This is a genomic window from Deinococcus cellulosilyticus NBRC 106333 = KACC 11606 (genome assembly GCF_007990775.1).
In the GTDB taxonomy this organism is placed as follows: Bacteria; Deinococcota; Deinococci; order Deinococcales; family Deinococcaceae; genus Deinococcus_C; species Deinococcus_C cellulosilyticus.
This window is the reverse complement of sequence record NZ_BJXB01000017.1, coordinates 114672-131796: the sequence shown is the minus strand read 5'-3', so window position 1 is coordinate 131796 and position 17125 is coordinate 114672. Positions and strand designations below refer to the sequence as shown.

Here is a 17125-nt window from a genome sequence, read left to right as displayed (position 1 = left end):
TTTGAAAGGCGATGAAAGCCGTTCATGGACTTCTGATTGCTTTTGCCCTCGTGGGCCTGTGGATTGTGATGGACCACCTGCGGGCACCCAGACTGCACCTTGAGACCGTCAGGGACCTTCCAGCAGTGCGGGAGCAGACAGTGGCTCAGACAAACCCTGTGCCTCCCGTGAATTCCAGCATTCAACCTGTGGTGATGGGCAGAATCAATGTCAACACGGCCACACTGGAGCAACTGGTTGAACTGCCAAAGGTTGGACCAAAGCTTGCCCAGCGCATCATGGAGCACCGCCCTTATCGAAGCATGCAGGACCTCGATCAGGTGAAGGGCATCGGGGAGAAGATGCTGCACACCCTGGAGCCTCTGATCACGTTCTGATGCTGTCTCTGACCTATCCCGTCTACTTTCTGGCTGCGCTGGCAGCAGGCATTCTGCTGGCCCACAAGCTGCTCTGGGGGCTGCTTCTGCTGGTCCCTCTGTTCTGGTTGCGTGCTCCGGGACCCCTGCTGCTGGCCTTGTGTTTTGTGGGATGGGGGTACTTTCATGCTGCTGCTCTGCTGAAGAGACCTGATCCTTTGCTGCCTTATTACGGCAAGAAGTGGCAACTGGATGGTCACTGGGATGGGACTTTTCTGAAGCTCAGGGAGCCCGAGGTGCGGGTGGCTCTTGCGCCTGCACCGGATGTTCCTGCTGGTCATCTGGTGATCCGTGGGACCCTGAACCCTCCTGAGGGCAGAAGGAATTTTCACGGGTTTGATTACGCAGCCTGGCTGAAACTTCGTGGGGTACATGGTGTGCTTTACGGAGGCAAGGTGGTGCAAACAGAACCAGAGCAGGGGTTTCACACCCACTTCCAGACAGGCCTGACCACACAACTGAACCCCCAGCATGCAGCCCTGATGGTGGCCCTGGAACTCGGAGACAAACAGGACCTCAGGGACCAGAAACTCGGTGAATGGACCCTTCAGGAGGCCTTCACCCGGGCTGGGGTGGCGCACTTTCTGGCCCTCAGTGGTCAGCACGTGGCGATCCTGGTGGGGTTGCTGGAGGTTTTGCTGCGCAGATTTGGAAGGTGGCGCTACGGAACTCTGCTGGGGTTTCTTGGACTGTACCTCCTGCTGGTTGGGATTGAGCCGAGCATCCTGAGGGCTGTCCTGCAGGGAGGAGTGGTCCTGCTGGCCCTCTGGATGGGACAGGGCAAACTGGATCTGCTGGGCACCCTCGCCCTCACTGGACTGGTCAGCCTGACGGTGTACCCACAGTGGCTTTTTGATGTGGGGTTTCAGCTGTCCTATCTGGCGGTGCTGGGCCTCAGTTTCACGCCGGAAGTGGTCAGCAAACTGCCAGGGGGCATTCCGAAATGGCTGTCTTACCCCCTGGCAGCAACCTTCTGTGCAGAACTCCTCACGCTTCCGGTGGTGGCTGGGAATTTCAATGCGCTGCCCTGGATCAGCCCGATCAGCAACCTCATTCTGGGACCGTTCATGGTGGTGCTGGTTCCAGCAGGCATGCTGGCAGGGCTTCTGGGACCCCTTGCGGTGGTGCTGAACCCCCTGATTGGGGTGGTGTTGTCTGTGTTTCTGTGGCTGGTTTCGCTGTTCGCACAGGTGCCACCCTTGCCGTGGGGAACCATCAGCCCTGCAGGACTGGTGCTGTACCTGTTGTGGCTCTTTGCGGCGTTCCTGTGGCTGCGGAACCGCCTCACAGCTGTTCCGTTTCTGGCCCTCAGTCTTTCGGCAAGCCTGATTTCTTACCTGCCCGCACAGTTGTTTCCACCCCAGCGCATCGTTTACCTGGATGTGGGGCAGGGAGACAGCACCCTGTTGCAACTGGGCCACTTCACCATGTTGATTGATGGAGGAGGGAGCCCTGGAAGTTCCTTTGATGTGGGTGCCCGCACAGTGGTTCCTGCCTTGCACAAACTGGGGATTTTTCATCTGGATGTGGTGGTCGCCAGCCATGCCGACACCGATCACATCGAGGGCCTCACCGCTGTGCTGAAGAGCATCCCCACCGCAGAACTCTGGATTGGACATGACAAGGAAGAAGATCCCGGGCTGCGTGAGGTGCTCAATGCAGCCCGAAACCGGAAGGTTCCCATCCGGGAAGTGCGCAGGGGAGACCAGTTCAGGGTCGGTGACTCCACGTTGCAGGTGCTCTATCCCGAGGGGACGCCCTGGAGCAAGGAGGACAACGACAACAGTGTGGTGCTCAGGGTGCAAAGGCACGGCTTCAGCACAGTGTTTCTGGGAGACCTGTCAGGCCACCTTGAAAACAGGCTGGGGGTGGGTCCCCTCACGGTCCTGAAAGTGGCCCACCATGGCAGCAGACATTCCAGCAATCTGACCTTCCTGCAGGAAACCCGACCCAGATATGCGGTCATCAGCTCTGGAAAAAACACCTATGGACATCCTCACCCTGAAGTGCTTGGTCACCTGCAATCGCTGGGCGTTCAAATCCTCAGAACCGACCAGAGGGGAGCCCTCATGCTGTACCTGCCCTGAAGAATGCCTAAACCGCATTTAAGTGCACTATCAGACTTCCAATTGCTGCAGGTGCTTTAATACGCTCAAGGAGGCCACCATGAGCCAACAAACCCCATTAAAAGAACGTTTTTCCAATGCAGTGGAAATGACCAAAGATCGCATCAATCAGGCTGCTGACAAAGTCCGCTCTGGCATTCACGAAGTCAAAGCCGAAACTGCTCCCAGCTTCATCGAAAAAACCAGTGAGAGCGTCAAAGCCAAAGTGGATGACCTGAAATCCAAAGTTTCAGAAGCCAAAGCCAATGAGCGCATGAAAAAAATGATGCAACCTGTGGGCAAGATGGCCTCAGGACGCAACATGCTGCTGCTCACCGCACTGGGTCTGGGTGCATTCTTCCTCGTCCGTCGCCGCAAAATGATGGCATAAGAAACCCGCTTTTTCACCCCAGGTCTTGCCTGGGGTTTTGAGCTTTTTGAGCCCATTTTTGCAAATACCAGCATTCCCTACAGCATGAAAGATGCATTCAGAGTGAACTGAAACCAGGAGGATTCCATGACTGCCCACAACAAAGACAACTTCAGTGAAAAAATCAGTGAGCGGGTGACCCAGGTTGCCGAAACCGTCCGTGAAAAAGTTGAAGAAATCAGCGAAAAGGCCAGGAAGGAATTCCACGAGCCCGATTTCGACAACATCCGTGAACCGGTCATCCGCGTGGTGGAAGACGCCAAAGTCAAAGCCGATCAGGTGGCCTCGGATGTGAAGGAGTTCGCGGCCAAGGCCCAGGACAGCACAGTCTGGAAGAACCTGCAGGAGGACCGCAGCCGCAACCTGATCCTGCTGGCCGTCGTGCTGGGGATCTTCGCCCTGCTGTTCATGCGCAGACGTTCCTGAAAAAACCATCAAGGAGGTAAACCATGAAACTGCTGCTGGTCACCGCCCTCGGGCTTGGTCTGGTCATGCTGGGCAAGAAATTGCTGGGCAACCGCACCTTCAAACCCCTCGCTGCCCTGCCAAGTTCTGAGCGGGAGCACAGCGAGGAAGAACTGATCCAGATTTCTCCAGCTCCCATCCACTGACAACAGTCAAAAAGCAAAACAAGACCCAGAGGAATGCTCCTCTGGGTTGTCTTTGTCAGGCTGCTCAGGTGGTGTATTCACCGTTGATTTTCACATAGTCATAGGTGAGATCGCAGCCCCACACGGTGGCCTCGTGCGAACCGAGATTCAGGTGCACGTCAATCAGGATGTCGGTGCCTTGCAGGTATCGGGTCAGGGCATCAAGTTGACCCGCATCAGAGTTTCCTTTGTCATAGACCATCAGGTCCCCAAAGGAGATCTGCACCTGATAGGGATCAATGCGGGTGTCCTGGGTGTCCACCTTGCCCAGGGCCATGGCAATGCGTCCCCAGTTGGGGTCGGTGCCGAAGATGGCGGTCTTGACCAGGGGACTGTTCACAATGCTCTTGGCGAGGGCTTTGGCGTCACGGAAGGAGTTTGCACCCTTGACCCGCACCTCGATCAGTTTGGTGGCCCCTTCACCATCACGGGCGATGTCCTGCGCGAGTTCGATGGCCATTGCGGTGAACACCCTCCGGAACTCCTCCAGATCCACCTCTCCAGCAAGGCCGTTGGCCATCATGGCCACCGTGTCTGAAGTGGAGGTGTCGGTGTCCACACTGACCATGTTGAACGAGAGGTTCACCACATCCCGCAGCAGGGACTGCAGGGTCTCAGGGTCAATTTTTGCGTCGGTCACGAAATAGGAAAGCATGGTCGCCATGTTGGGCTCGATCATGCCGCTGCCTTTGGCCATGCCCACCAGAACCGCGTCCCCGATTTGTGCAGAACGGACTTTCGGGCGGGTGTCGGTGGTCATGATGGCCACGGCAGCATCTTCCAGATGCCCGTCTTTCAGGTCCCGTCCGACGCCCTGAATCCCTGCACGGATGATGTCCATCGGCAATTGACGGCCAATCACCCCGGTGGAGGAGGGCAGGATGTCTTCAGGTTTGATGCCAAGTTCATCAGCGACCAGACGCACAATTTCGCGGGCATTCTGGATGCCCTGCTCTCCGGTGGCGACGTTGCTGTTGCCACTGTTGATCACGAAAGCCTGCAGAACGCCGTCTTTCACATGCTCGCGGCCCACGATGATGGGGCTGCCACAAAAGGCACTCTGGGTGAACACGGCTGCACCAGAAGCCGGAACCTCTGAGGCAATGACGGTGAAATCCAGCAGTCCCTGTTTGATGCCAATGTTGCGGGCACAGACTTTGAACCCTCTGGGTTGAAACGCTAAGGTCATGCATGCTCCTTGCTGGGGCCCGGTGTCTGAAAAGCACCGGGTCGGAGAAATGGATATGCAGCTTCAGAAGCCTGAGCCTCTGGGCTGTGGATCAATCGGTGAATCGGGAGGGCAAAGTGAACCCCTTGCTTTTCCAGTAGGTCAGTTCATGCTGCACGTCATGCTGCAGGCCTTCCAGAACCTGCTGCAGCACCCCTCTGGTGTGCGCAGGAAAATGCACCCTGAAGGTGGTGGTGGGGATGGGAGAAATGTAAAACTCCACCTGGGCTTCTGACATGCTGGGAAAATTCTGGCGCAACTCCTCCCTGAGCTGTTGCGGGTCGAGTTGTTCATTGTGCTGGGCATGGGTGCTGTACCGGATGACCATCTGGATCAGCATGGAAATATAGGCTTCCAGATGGCTCTCAGGCAGGTTGGGAAGCGCCTGGTGCACCACTTCGAGGGTTGCAGGTTGGATGCTCCAGAAGCTTTTGGAGTCTTTCAGGCAATCCTGAAAAGAATCCAGGCTGTTGCCAAAGTAACCCTCCTGCCCCAGGCCCTCTCCATACACCTGAACAAGCTCTGTGAAAGAAGATACCGGCGGGATGTGCAGTGTGGCATGGTCACCTGACAGCCTGAGGCCTGCCTCTGGCTGCGCTGCAGGGGGGCTGAACAGAAAGAAATGTTCGATCAGGTCACTCATGCACGTCTGACTTCATTCTAGAAGGTTCTTCTTGCCAAATTCATACCAGGTCGGAGGGGACACTGTAGTCATGATCGCCTTCCAGACCCAGCATCACGTCCAGGTTCTGTGCAGCAGCACCTGATGCACCTTTTCCGAGGTTGTCCAGTCTGGCCACCAGCAGCACGTGACCCAGGGAAGCATTCTCAAAAACAAAAACCTGCAGGCGGTTGGTGTCATTGAGGTCCTGGGGATCAAGCTGGGGTTCTGCAGGCTTGCCATGCTCAAAAGGCATCACCTCGATGAACCGCTGGCCTGCGTAATGATTTGCCAGAGCTGCATGAATTTTTTCACCAGTGGTGCCTTCTGGAAGGGTGCTCAGATGGAGCGGAATCTGCACCAGCATGCCCTGCCTCCAGGCTCCCACAGAGGGGGTGAAAAGAGGAGCCGTTTGCAGGGCACCGTACTTCTTCATTTCTGGCACGTGCTTGTGGGCCAGGCCCAGGGCATAGGACTTGAACTTTCCGGCAAGAGGGTGGGTCCCGCCCCGGTTTTCCATGGCGTCCACCAGCTGGCGGCCACCCCCACTGTACCCACTGAATCCCTGGACACTCAGAGCGGCATTGGCAGGCAGGATGCCCGCATCCACCAGAGGCCGCACCAGGGCGATCATTCCGGTGGAGTAACACCCTGGATTGGAGACGAAGCGTGCATTGCGAATCTCATCTTTTTGAGAGGGGGTCATTTCGGGAAAGCCGTAAGTCCAGCCCTCAGCCACCCGGTAAGCGGTGCTGGCATCCAGCACACGGGTGGTGTCGTTCTCCAGCATGCCCACAGCTTCTTTTGAGGCCTCGTCGGGGAGGCAAAGGACCACCACATCTGCACTGTTGATCAGCCGTCTGCGTTCGTTCTGGTCTTTGCGCAGGGCGGGATCGATGCTGACCAGTTCAAGGTCGGTGCGCCCTTCCAGCCTGGACCGGATTTGCAGGCCAGTGGTTCCGGCCTCACCATCAATAAATACTCGGGGTTTGCCCATGGTCTTCTCCTGTGTTCATTCCATCATGGGAGAGGGGCAGGTTTGTGGCCCGCCCCTATACATGTGTTCCTGCAGACCTGCGCTTTTTGCTGTTACCAGCGGACGTTCTGCCCACCCATCACGTGGTAGAGCAGGGCTTTCTGGGCGTGCAGGCGGTTCTCAGCCTGATCGAACACCTTCGATTTGCGGTGCTCGGTGGCCTCAGGAACCACTTCCTCGCCGTAGTGGGCAGGGAGGCAGTGCAGGAAAACGCCATCGGGTTTGATTCTTTCCAGCATGGCCGCATCCACACAGAAACCAGCAAAAGCCTGCCGCTTGCGCTCGGCTTCGGCCTCCTGGCCCATCGAGATCCACACGTCGGTGTACAGCACATCGGTGCCCTCCAGAGCCTCATCGATGCTGTGGGTCAGGGTGATGTTGGCTCCGGCCTTGATGGCATCCAGCAGCACGCCACCATTGGGTTCATAGCCGACAGGGGTGCACACCGTCACGTGGGCTCCGGTGAGAATGCCCATGTGGATGTGGCTGTTGGCCAGGTTGTTCCCGTCACCAAGGTAGGTGACTTTCAGGCCAGAGAGGTTCTCCTGACCGAAGTTCTCCTCAATGGTCTGGTAATCGGCCAGCAGTTGCACAGGGTGCAGGAAATCCGACAGGCCGTTGATCACAGGAATGGTGGAGTGCTCGGCCAGTTCAATCAGGGTGCTTTGCAGGTAAACACGGGCCATCACTCCATCCACCCAGCGCTCCAGGTTCTTGGCCACATCACTGATGCGTTCCCGGGTTCCCAGGCCAATCTCATTGTTGCTGAGGGTGATGGAATGCCCCCCAAGCTGGTACATGGCCACATCAAAAGTGGTCCTTGTGCGCAGGGACGCTTTTTCGAAAATGAGGGCAAGGGTCTGGCCGTCGAGGGGCTTGAGACCTTTAAATTCGCCGCGCTTCATGGCATGGGCGGTGTCCATGATGGCGCGGTATTCTTCAGGCGTAATGTCCAGATTGCTCAGGAAATCTCTGCCAGTGAGGAGCGGAGGGAACTTCGTCATAGGTTAATGATTATACATAATTTTTGTGGTTTTTGAATAATTATTTGTTGACGGGTGAGGCGTGGTCAGGTTTCAGGGGAGAATGTCGCAGCAGAAGGCAGAAGGCCAAACCCAGCAAAAGCTTAAGCAGATATGCCTTCTGCTTTCTGCCTTCTGCTTTAACCATGACCTGCAAGCAGGGCTGCCATAAAAAAAAGGGGCGCGATAATCGCGCACTGGATGGTCTGATGAAAATAGAGTTGTGTCTGGGATTCCCCGGAGGATGTGTGGGGTGGTGAGTGGTCAATGGGTCAGGATCGGTTATGCATGTCCTCTTTGCGCCCCAAGGTTAGCTTACTCTGTTTTGGGTCAGGGAATCATCACATTTTTGGCCTAAGGGCTTTCCCGTAAAAGACTCTAAAGGCTGTCTTAAGACAAAAATGTGAGAGGTTGATGTCTGAGAATCACCGGATGTTTTCAAGAGAAGACTGATTTTGTGAGTGCTGGACCCCGATGCATGTCCTGTCCAAGTCAAATCTATATGTTTTCATCATATTGTGCACAGAAATTCAATGAGACTGACCTGAACACAAGCTGGAGTCCATTTCAGCAAAAGCAGCACCATTTTGTTGCCAGAAATGGTTGAGTCCACCTGAACCCTGACCCAGATCAGGTGCATGACGGATGGCTCCCTGCAAGTAAGCATGGGCCTGTCGGACCGCCTCTGGAAGAGAAAAACCAGATGTGAGGTGAGCAGCAATGCTGCTGGAAAGGGTGCACCCTGTGCCATGCAGATTGCGGGTGCTCTGTCTCTCTGCATGAAATTCAACGACCCGTTCCCCTGCCATCCATAGAGTGTCGGTCAGTACGGTCCCGTTCCCATGGCCTCCTTTGACCAGAAAGTTCCCTTCTGTAGGGACTTTTCCCCGATAAAGCACTTGAAGTTCAGGAAGGTTGGGTGTGATCAGCGTACACAGGGGAAATAGCCATTTCTGCAATGCAGAGATGGCGGCATCCTCCAGCAGGGACTTGCCACTGGTTGAAACCAGCACAGGATCAAGCACCACAGGCACATTCAAAGCCTGCAAAACCTCATGTACCGCCTCAATGATGGCCCTGTTCCCAAGAGCCCCAATTTTGATGGCTTCAACCTCGAAATCGTCCAGCAAAACCTGAATCTGATGCTGCACCAGTTCAGCAGGCAACGGATGGACGGCCTGCACGCCCAGGGTGTTCTGCACGGTGATCAGGGTGGGAACCGTCAGGCCATAAACACCATGGGCATGAAGCGTCTTCAGGTCGGCCTGGATGCCTGCCCCTCCGCTGGGGTCCGAACCTGCAATGGAAAGCACCACTTTCGTCATGGATTCAGATTCTATAAGGTCATGGCCCTCAGGTGCTGATGGTGTAAATTCCCACCCCCTCCTGAAATCCGGTTTTGCGCACCTGCAGCAGTCCAAGAATGTTTGAATTCGAGGAAAGGTAGCGCAGCAGGGCATTGAATGGTTTGCCTTCCCTGATTTTCTGGTAACTCTCGAAAACCTCATCTGGATGGTTCATCTGATGTTGCAGCCTCCATCCCTGTGCGTGCATTTGCAGCCTGTAATGCTGAGCCACCTCTGACATCGGCATGGCCCCCACCATCTCTGCTTCAGAGATCAGGTGGATGTTGCTGTGGGCGGCAAAAGAAGGCATCACCAGCAAAGATTCTGGAGGCTCCAGACGCGGTGCCTCCTGCATGATGGGAGAAACCTGTCGTTGGGGTCGCAGGGTGGTGGAACCCCACACCAGACTGACTTTCCCCTGCCGGATGTCCAGCAGAACCTCTTCTTCTCCCCGGTCAAACCAGGCCATCTCGTAAGTGTTCTGTTCAGAGGTGAAGCTCGCAGTCCGGGGAGGAAGAAAACCGGCTTTTTCATGTGGAGGCAGGCGTTTTGCAACAGAAAAACCTGCATCCTGCAGCAGGGCTTCAAAAGTTTTCTGGACCACCTCGATGGGGCGACCATCGTTCCAGTGCACATGCACCAGATGTCTGCTCCCCCCACGGTTCTGTTCCACTGAACCGATCAGGTGTTCTGCAACTCCGGCAAGCTTCAGGGGAAAACCTTCTGGAAGCCTTCCAGGAAACAGCTGGATGTTTCTGGAGTCCAGATGGGCATGACGACGGATCAGCTCAAGTTCATCAGGCATACCCCCACCATAAAGCCCTGAAAAAGGCCTGACCATCGGTGAAATCTTTGAGGTCGCAGCTGCTCATCTTGCTCAGGGTAAGTGTTTCTCCATTGACTTTGCCGGGGTTTTCTTGCTACACCTGTAAATGTCACTCGGGGTGCCTACTGTCACAGAGGCTGAGAGAGCAGAAGCTCAACCCGTGGAACCTGATCTGGTTAAAACCAGCGGAGGAAACGTGACCAGCACACACCATCACCCCCACAATTCATGTGTTCGCATGGTCCCTTTGAAGGAGGGGATCAGGCTGCATTGATGACCTGAAGAAGCACCTAAAACTCCCATTGCCCTGCCCTGATCCACCGGGATCAGGTGAGCCCTGTATTGCATTTTTCTGGAGGTTTCATGCAGACCATCACCACCCGGCCTTTTCCGGCCAGCCGAAAAAAACATGTTTCGGGAATCCTTTATCCTGAACTGAAAGTGCCTTTTCGCGTCATTGAACAGCACGCCACCCTGGAAGTGTGGAATGGTGTGACCCGCAAAACACCCAACCCGGATGTGTGGGTGTATGACACAAGCGGTCCCTACACCGATCCTGACCAGACGGTGGATGTTTACACTGGACTTTCCCAGACCCGCAGAAACTGGGTGCTGGGCAGGGGAGATGTTGAAGAGCTTCCTGATTTCTCCTCGGAATTCACCCGGAACCTGCTGCAGGACAGTCAGACCTTCCCGAACATCCCCAGACCCCTGCGGGCCAGAAGCGGGCACAACGTGACCCAGATGCATTACGCCAGGAGAGGCATCATCACTCCCGAGATGGAGTATGTGGCGATCCGAGAGCAGGAGCGTCTGGAGGGCATGCAGGAGTACATTCAGCAACATGCAGGACAGGGCTTTGGCGCTAACATCCCCCGGGAGATCACCCCTGAGTTTGTGCGTTCTGAGATTGCAAAGGGTCGGGCCATCATTCCCGCAAACATCAACCACACCGAACTTGAACCCATGGTCATTGGGCGCAACTTTCGGGTGAAGATCAATGCCAACATCGGCAACAGTGCGGTTTCGAGTTCCATTGAAGAGGAAATCGAGAAGATGGTGTGGGCCACCAGGTGGGGCGCAGACACCATCATGGACCTCTCGACGGGCAAAAACATCCACCAGACCCGCGAGTGGATCATCCGCAACAGCCCTGTTCCGGTGGGGACTGTACCCATCTATCAGGCCCTCGAAAAAGTTGGGGGCAAGGCCGAAGAACTGACCTGGGAGATCTACCGGGACACCCTGATCGAGCAGGCAGAGCAGGGCGTGGATTACTTCACCATTCACGCAGGAGTCCTGCTGAGGTACATTCCCCTCACCGCCAGACGCCGCACCGGGATTGTGTCCAGAGGGGGCTCCATCATGGCGAAATGGTGCCTGGCCCACCACCAGGAAAGCTTCCTGTACACCCACTTTGCAGAGATCTGCGAGATCATGCAGGCTTACGATGTGAGTTTCAGCCTGGGAGATGGCCTGAGGCCCGGATCTCTGGAAGATGCCAACGATGCAGCCCAGTTTGCAGAACTGCACACCCTGGGTGAACTGACCCGCATCGCCTGGAAGCACGACGTGCAGACCATGATCGAGGGTCCCGGTCACGTCCCGATGCAGCTCATCAAAGAGAACATGGACGAGCAACTGAAACACTGCTTTGAGGCTCCTTTTTACACACTGGGACCCCTGACCACTGACATTGCACCGGGTTACGACCACATCACCTCGGCCATAGGAGCGGCGCAGATCGGGTGGTATGGCACAGCCATGCTCTGCTATGTGACCCCCAAAGAACACCTGGGCCTTCCCGACAAGAACGACGTGCGGGAAGGCGTGATCACCTACAAGATTGCTGCCCATGCTGCGGATCTTGCCAAAGGCTTCCCCGGTGCACAGATCCGGGACAATGCCCTCTCAAAAGCGCGGTTTGAGTTCCGCTGGGAGGACCAGTTCAACCTGTCTCTGGACCCTGAGCGGGCCAGAAGCTTCCATGATGCCACCTTGCCTGCAGAGGCCGCCAAGACCGCCCACTTCTGCTCCATGTGTGGCCCCCACTTCTGCTCAATGAAACTCACTGAAGACATCAGACGGGGAATGCAGGAAAAATCAGAGGAGTTCCAGGAAAAGGGCCTCAACATCTACCTTGAAGCCGCTGGAGTGGAGCAACCCACATGACCCACAAACCGAACCCCAACCTGTATCTGGTGGCAAATTTCACTCCAGAAATGTCGGAAAAAGAGTATCTGGAACGCTGCGAAGCGGCCCTCAAGGGCGGGGTGGGCGTGCTGCAACTCCGGGCCAAGCAGTCCGAAGTGCGAAGCCAGATTGCACTTGGAGAGCAGCTCAGGGACCTGACCCGCAAATACAGGGCCACCTTTTTTGTGAATGACCGGGTGGATGTGGCGCTCACCGTTCGGGCAGATGGGGTCCACCTCGGGCAGCAGGACCTGCCTCCAGCCTTTGCCCGTCAGTTTGCCCCGGGGTTGCTGATTGGACGGTCCACCCACGCCCCGGAACAGGCCCTTCATGCTGTGAAAGAGGGTGCCCACTACTTTGCGGTAGGCCCCATCTGGGAGACCCCCACCAAGGCAGGTCGTAAAGCCGTGGGATTGGAGTACGCCCGCTGGGCCGTGCAGCAGAAAATCCCACTTCCGTTTTACGCCATCGGAAACGTCAACCTTGACAACATCACCGAACTGGTGATGGCCGGTGTACAGCGGGTGGCGGTGGTGCGGGCGCTCCTGAATGCCCCTGACCCGGAGCAGGCAGCCCGTGGGTTCTGCAAATCCCTGGAGCTTGTCCATGCAGGTTAATGGACAGGACCACACCCATCAGGAAGGCCTGACCCTGTTCGGACTGCTGAACCAGTTCGGGATTGCAAAGGAGCGGGTGGCTGTGATGGTCAATGACCAGATTTACCCCGCCGGGCAGCTTGAGGATGTGGTTTTGCAGCCTGACGACGTGATCGAGATTGTGAAAGCGATGCAAGGGGGATAGACCCCACCCGCCTGGGGTGGACTTCGTCACCCCTTCGCTCCTTCTTGACGAGGGGAGGTGGGTGGTGGATGGGGTCCAGAACACCAGAACACCTGTTGAAAAGAGGTTTGACATGGATCAACTGACCATTGCAGGACAGCAGTTCACTTCCCGACTGATGCTCGGGACCGGGAAATACCAGGATTTTGAGGTGATGAAAGACGCCCTGGAGGCTTCTGGAACCCAGATCGTCACGGTTTCCATTCGCAGGGTGGAGATCGGTGCTGCGGGGCATGTGGGGATTCTGGATGAGATTGACCTGTCCAGATACCAGCTTCTGCCCAACACAGCAGGGTGCAGAACGGCTGAAGAGGCTGTGCGGGTGGCCCGTCTGGCCCGTGCCCTGACCGGAACGAACTGGGTCAAGCTGGAGGTCATTCCAGATGCACAGTTCCTGATGCCAGACCCCATTGGCACTTTTGAGGCAGCGAAACTGCTCTGTGAGGAGGGTTTTGTGGTGCTTCCTTACACGCCTGCCGATCCGGTGCTGGCAAAGAAGTTGCAGGAGGTTGGTTGCGCAACGGTGATGCCTCTGGGTTCTCCCATCGGTTCGGGACAGGGCATTCAGAACAGGGCCAGCATTGAGGTCATCCTGAAAACCGTCACGGCTCCGGTGGTGGTGGATGCAGGTCTGGGGGTTCCTTCAGAGGCGGCCCAGGCCATGGAGATGGGGGCAAGCAGTGTGCTGGTGAACACCGCCATTGCCGAAGCCAGAGACCCTGTGCGGATGGCTGCAGCCTTCCGGGATGCGGTGAAGGCCGGAAGAGAAGCCCACCTTGCCGGACGCATGCCTGTGCGGGAACACGCCAGTCCCAGCAGTCCTGTGCAGGGTGTCGTGCGGCTTGCAGATCCTGAAGTTCCAGTCTGATGGTGGGCAAGGAGAGACTTTTGAAAAGAGACCAGAAAGTGATTGTGGTTGGGGCAGGCATCATGGGCAGCATGATTGCCGCCAAGCTCAGGGATGTGGGTGCAGAAGTTACCCTGCTGGATGCAGGTTTTGCAGGGCAGGCCACCCGGGCCAGTGGGGGGATGCTGGCCCCCACCAGTGAAGCCCGGTCCATTCCCTCCTCATGGCGCGTGCAGGCACAGGTTTCTCTGAAGTTGTGGCAGGAATGGCTCCAGCGTTTTGAGAAGCTGGGTGTGGATGTGGGGTACATTCCCGGGCTCGGCCATGCAGCCATGAGCATGCAGGAAGCACAGCAGCACCGCACCTCAGGCCAGTGGCAGCAAGACCATCCTGACCATCCACATGGCATGGCTTTTTTCCCTGAAGAGGGCAGTGTGGACCCTGAACAGGTTTTGCGTGCCCTTCACCTGCTCTGTCCAGTGACCCCTGCAGAGGTGACAACCTTGCACGTCGACGAACGGAACGTCACCCTCAAGACCACTGCAGGCAGCATGCAGTCAGATCAGGTGGTGCTGGCCTGCGGTGCCTGGACCTCCAGGTTCGGAGTGGAGGTCCAGGCCAGACAGGGTCAGGCCCTGCTGCTGGAAGGCCAGCACGTGGACCACGCCCTGTACAAGGGCAGAGGCTATCTGGTGCCCCGGGGAGGCAGCACTTTTGTCGGGGCCACGGACATCGAGACCTGGGACGTGACCCCAACACGGGGAGCCAGGAAGACCCTGCTTGCCTATGCGCACCAGCACCGTCCGGCATCTGTGCAGTCCCGTGTGCTGGATCACAAGGTGGGGTTGCGCCCCTACAGGTCAGAGCCTTTTGTTGGACCCCATCCCACACTGCGAAATGTGCTGGTCGCCACTGGCCATCACCGCAATGGGGTGTTGCTGGCCCCTGTTACAGCTCAGGTGGTGACAGGGCTTTTCATGCAGGCATCACAGGGTTCTTATGGGGCACCCGTACACTGAAAACACATCCCCCGTGACCCTTTTCCCTCCTCCTCAGGTCACGGGGGTGTCTTTTGTTTTGTGGTGGGGTCAGCTCACCACTTGATCTTTGTGGTGCTCTTGCTGATCACACGGTTTTTGTCGAAGTAGGACACGCTGACACTTTCCTCAATGCGGTCTGCAAGGTTGGCCAGACCGGACACCAGAGAGGTGGCAAAGCCCATGATTTCTTTCTCTGCACTGTCTTTCGCAAAGGACCCCAGCATCACGCCGCCAAGTCGAAGCTGACTGGCGTAGTTTTTGTAGTAGTCTCCTCCAACCCACTGGAAACCTGTCAGGGCACGGTTCCCAAAGAGGGTCTGCTGTCTGGAGGGACTGAGGGCCTGTTCAGCGGTTGGGAGGTCATTCAGGGCATCTGCTCCCAGACCGATCATCAGGAAATTCTGGTGAATCTTGAAGCAGACTTTCATGCTGTCTCCCAGCATGCCCTGAAGGGCGGCCAGTTCACCCATGGTGGCGGTGTCACTGCCCTGTGAGAAATCCAGGCAGGTGACGCCTCCATCCAGTTTTTGAACCTGGAATTCGGGTTTGTCCGGTGCTCCAGCCATCATGGGATCAGGGTCCACAGGTTGATCCAGCATCTCTTCATCTGACAGTTCTGGCTCAGGGGCATCCATTTCTTCTTCGGTCATCCCATCATCCACGGCGGGTTCCACGTCGGCGCCTGGTTTGCTCTGTGCATCTTCAAGGGCCTGCACCAGTTCGTCCAGCATGGCCTGTGCAGCAACTGGATCAGCCACTTCCAGACCAAACAGTACATTCGCTCCGCTCAGGGTGGAGAGGGTTTTGCCTGCGACTGGAGCAGGGTAGATTGCCACAATTTCATTTCCGAGTTGCGCCTTAAAGCGATCAAAGCTCTCGGGCAATTCGGCTTCCAGCTCAGGGACCAGACCCACCAGGTAATCCAGCCAGCCCTGGGCATTGACTGCACTGACGGCATAGCCCTGCACATCCTTCGTGATCAGGTGGTTGGCATTGAAGTCTGTTTTGGCGTAAGAGAGCAGACCCTGCAGCTCAGGAGACAGGTTCTGGAAGCTGATGATGCTGCTTCCTTCCATCCCTGATTTTGTGAATTTCGCGGACATGCTGACGCCCTGCAGACTCTTCAGGGTGTTGATGACCTGTGGGAGGGTGTCCAGATCAGACTTTGGAACTTCTTTGAGCACCAGGGACATCAGGAGTTTCATGTTCACGAAGGCTTTGAAGTTGCCTCCATCTTCAGACATGGTGCTCTGGAAACTCTGCTGGCTGGAGAGTCCTGGCAGTTTGCTGTTCTGCAGGCGTTTGAAGAATTCACGCAGCACCTGGGGATGTGAGCTGGCGTAGGCAAGGCCATCCTGGAACCCAAAATAGAAATCATCTTGCTGGAAGAACACAAAGCGGCCTTCGCGCAGCTTGACGGGCTTTTTGCCCCCTTTGGAGGCATCCGCAAGGAACTTCTGGACGAGCCTCTGGGAGCCTTTGTCCACACGGGTCACGGCCAGAACCTCCACATCGTTTCTCACGGTGTGCACGGACAGATTGGCTTCCAGGCCAAGGCCTCCCCAGAGCAGGTTCTGCACCAGACTGGCCTCGTCGTATTGCAGGCCAGCATCCAGCAGGGTGCTTTCCAGATCAATCAGGGTATTGATCTGGGGTTTGATCTGCCTCAGCCCATTCATTTCGAATTCGGCGAGAGCGGTTTCTGGAACATAACGGTTCAGTGGGGCAGCCAGGGTGAGGCCTGAAGCCAAAAGCAGTGAGGTGAGAAGTATTTTGTGTTTCACCCCACCATCTTATACCCTGCCTTCAGGGCGGGTCCAAATGCTGGTCACACAGTTGACGGTTGATTTTTGGACAGTCCCAGCGCTGCACCTGCCCTGAAGCCAGAAACCTCTGCAGGACGGGTCTGGAGAACACAAATTCACGCTTCTCTGCCGAAACATGACAGGCCCAGCACTCGAACAGGTTGGCCCGCCCCTCAATTTCTCCTGTGTTGTAAAAGAAACTCTGGACATTCCAGTTGTCCATCGCTCCTGCTTTGTTGGCCCGGCGCTGCATCACATGGATGGTTTCCGGGATGTCTTTCGGAACCATGTGGCGCTGAGCATCCAGCAGGTATTTCTGGTTGGCACTTTGCGCCCTGTAGTTCTCGATCACATACAGGGCGTCTCCAGAAGTGGGGTATGGCTGTTTGCTTTGCACCGCTTTCAGGGCACTCTGGCTCACGTACAGCTTGCGCACCATGCCATCCGGGCGGTCCACCACCGCGTACAGGGTCATGGTCTCCCGGTAATGTTCAGGGTAGGGGAGGGCTGCAGCGGCCCCATCAGGGTTCTCCTGGGGACTGGGAATCCTCACAGGGGTGCTTGAGACCAGCAGCAATCCTGCCAGTGCGTACTGTGCCACACGCTTCATGCTTTTATTGTAGGCTGCAAAACTGCCAGAAAAATCACCGGACTTCCAAGGTCCGGTGTGTTGTTTCGAA

Annotated in this window: 18 protein-coding genes and 1 riboswitch; of the genes, 10 read left to right on the top strand and 8 right to left on the bottom strand. The window is 56.5% G+C overall.

The features are described from left to right. The first annotated feature begins 11 nt into the window (after positions 1–11). The 5 genes from DC3_RS18325 (at position 12) to DC3_RS29240 (ending at position 3562) form a co-directional block, all read left to right on the top strand. Positions 12–377, top strand: coding sequence for a ComEA family DNA-binding protein (locus DC3_RS18325; RefSeq protein ID WP_246130731.1), 366 nt, complete (start codon positions 12–14; stop codon positions 375–377). Beyond that, on the top strand, positions 377–2503 hold the full coding sequence (locus DC3_RS18320; protein WP_146886863.1) for a DNA internalization-related competence protein ComEC/Rec2: 2127 nt from the start codon (positions 377–379) through the stop codon (positions 2501–2503). The genes DC3_RS18325 and DC3_RS18320 overlap by 1 nt, the downstream gene beginning before the upstream one ends. A 79-nt stretch (positions 2504–2582) precedes the next feature. Next, the gene (locus DC3_RS18315; RefSeq protein WP_146886862.1) at positions 2583–2912 is read left to right on the top strand and encodes a hypothetical protein; all 330 of its coding nucleotides are present in this window, start codon (positions 2583–2585) and stop codon (positions 2910–2912) included. A gap of 126 nt (positions 2913–3038) precedes the next feature. Further along, a complete protein-coding gene (locus tag DC3_RS18310) occupies positions 3039–3377 on the top strand; it encodes a hypothetical protein (protein WP_146886860.1) in 339 nt (112 codons plus the stop codon). 23 nt (positions 3378–3400) lie between these two features. Then, on the top strand, positions 3401–3562 hold the full coding sequence (locus DC3_RS29240) for a hypothetical protein (protein ID WP_186816112.1): 162 nt from the start codon (positions 3401–3403) through the stop codon (positions 3560–3562). Between the two features lie 64 nt (positions 3563–3626). Here DC3_RS29240 and argJ read toward each other — a convergent pair whose 3' ends face one another. The 6 genes from argJ to DC3_RS18280 all read right to left on the bottom strand — a co-directional run bounded on the left by argJ (position 3627) and on the right by DC3_RS18280 (position 9699). After that, complete coding sequence (argJ, locus tag DC3_RS18305; protein ID WP_146886858.1) at positions 3627–4790, bottom strand: bifunctional glutamate N-acetyltransferase/amino-acid acetyltransferase ArgJ; 1164 nt, start codon at positions 4788–4790, stop codon at positions 3627–3629. 91 nt (positions 4791–4881) lie between these two features. Then, positions 4882–5472, bottom strand: a complete 591-nt coding sequence (locus DC3_RS18300; protein ID WP_146886857.1) for a barstar family protein — start codon at positions 5470–5472, stop codon at positions 4882–4884. Between the two features lie 40 nt (positions 5473–5512). Then, positions 5513–6487: an N-acetyl-gamma-glutamyl-phosphate reductase gene (gene argC, locus DC3_RS18295; protein WP_146886855.1), complete on the bottom strand. Its 975-nt coding sequence runs from the start codon at positions 6485–6487 to the stop codon at positions 5513–5515. A 92-nt stretch (positions 6488–6579) separates the two neighbouring features. Further along, positions 6580–7530: an ornithine carbamoyltransferase gene (gene argF, locus DC3_RS18290; RefSeq protein ID WP_146886853.1), complete on the bottom strand. Its 951-nt coding sequence runs from the start codon at positions 7528–7530 to the stop codon at positions 6580–6582. Between the two features lie 548 nt (positions 7531–8078). Further along, positions 8079–8873 (bottom strand): bifunctional hydroxymethylpyrimidine kinase/phosphomethylpyrimidine kinase, encoded by a 795-nt coding sequence (thiD, locus tag DC3_RS18285; protein ID WP_146886851.1) that lies wholly within the window; start codon positions 8871–8873, stop codon positions 8079–8081. Between the two features lie 28 nt (positions 8874–8901). Next, positions 8902–9699, bottom strand: coding sequence for a hypothetical protein (locus tag DC3_RS18280; protein ID WP_146886849.1), 798 nt, complete (start codon positions 9697–9699; stop codon positions 8902–8904). Positions 9700–9824: 125 nt separating this feature from the next. Beyond that, a riboswitch (TPP riboswitch) is annotated at positions 9825–9932 on the top strand. 151 nt (positions 9933–10083) lie between these two features. On the opposite strand from DC3_RS18280, the gene thiC reads away from it, so the two are divergent. From thiC to DC3_RS18255, 5 genes are all read left to right on the top strand, one after another. Continuing rightward, complete coding sequence (thiC, locus tag DC3_RS18275; protein WP_146886848.1) at positions 10084–11892, top strand: phosphomethylpyrimidine synthase ThiC; 1809 nt, start codon at positions 10084–10086, stop codon at positions 11890–11892. After that, on the top strand, positions 11889–12530 hold the full coding sequence (thiE, locus tag DC3_RS18270) for a thiamine phosphate synthase (protein ID WP_146886846.1): 642 nt from the start codon (positions 11889–11891) through the stop codon (positions 12528–12530). The genes thiC and thiE overlap by 4 nt, the downstream gene beginning before the upstream one ends. Next, on the top strand, positions 12520–12714 hold the full coding sequence (thiS, locus tag DC3_RS18265) for a sulfur carrier protein ThiS (RefSeq protein ID WP_146886844.1): 195 nt from the start codon (positions 12520–12522) through the stop codon (positions 12712–12714). Before thiE ends, thiS begins: the two co-directional genes overlap by 11 nt. A 112-nt stretch (positions 12715–12826) precedes the next feature. Beyond that, complete coding sequence (locus DC3_RS18260; protein WP_146886842.1) at positions 12827–13621, top strand: thiazole synthase; 795 nt, start codon at positions 12827–12829, stop codon at positions 13619–13621. A 20-nt stretch (positions 13622–13641) separates the two neighbouring features. Continuing rightward, entirely contained in the window at positions 13642–14619 is a 978-nt protein-coding gene (locus tag DC3_RS18255) for an FAD-dependent oxidoreductase (protein ID WP_186816111.1), read from the top strand. Positions 14620–14693: 74 nt separating this feature from the next. On the opposite strand, the gene DC3_RS18250 is transcribed toward DC3_RS18255, so the two are convergent. Together DC3_RS18250 and DC3_RS18245 are read right to left on the bottom strand one after the other, a co-directional pair. Further along, positions 14694–16424 carry a hypothetical protein gene (locus tag DC3_RS18250; protein WP_146886838.1) on the bottom strand — a complete coding sequence of 577 codons (1731 nt, stop codon included), beginning with the start codon at positions 16422–16424 and terminating at the stop codon, positions 14694–14696. Positions 16425–16446: 22 nt separating this feature from the next. After that, positions 16447–17055: a cytochrome P460 family protein gene (locus DC3_RS18245; protein ID WP_146886836.1), complete on the bottom strand. Its 609-nt coding sequence runs from the start codon at positions 17053–17055 to the stop codon at positions 16447–16449. Positions 17056–17125: the final 70 nt, after the last annotated feature.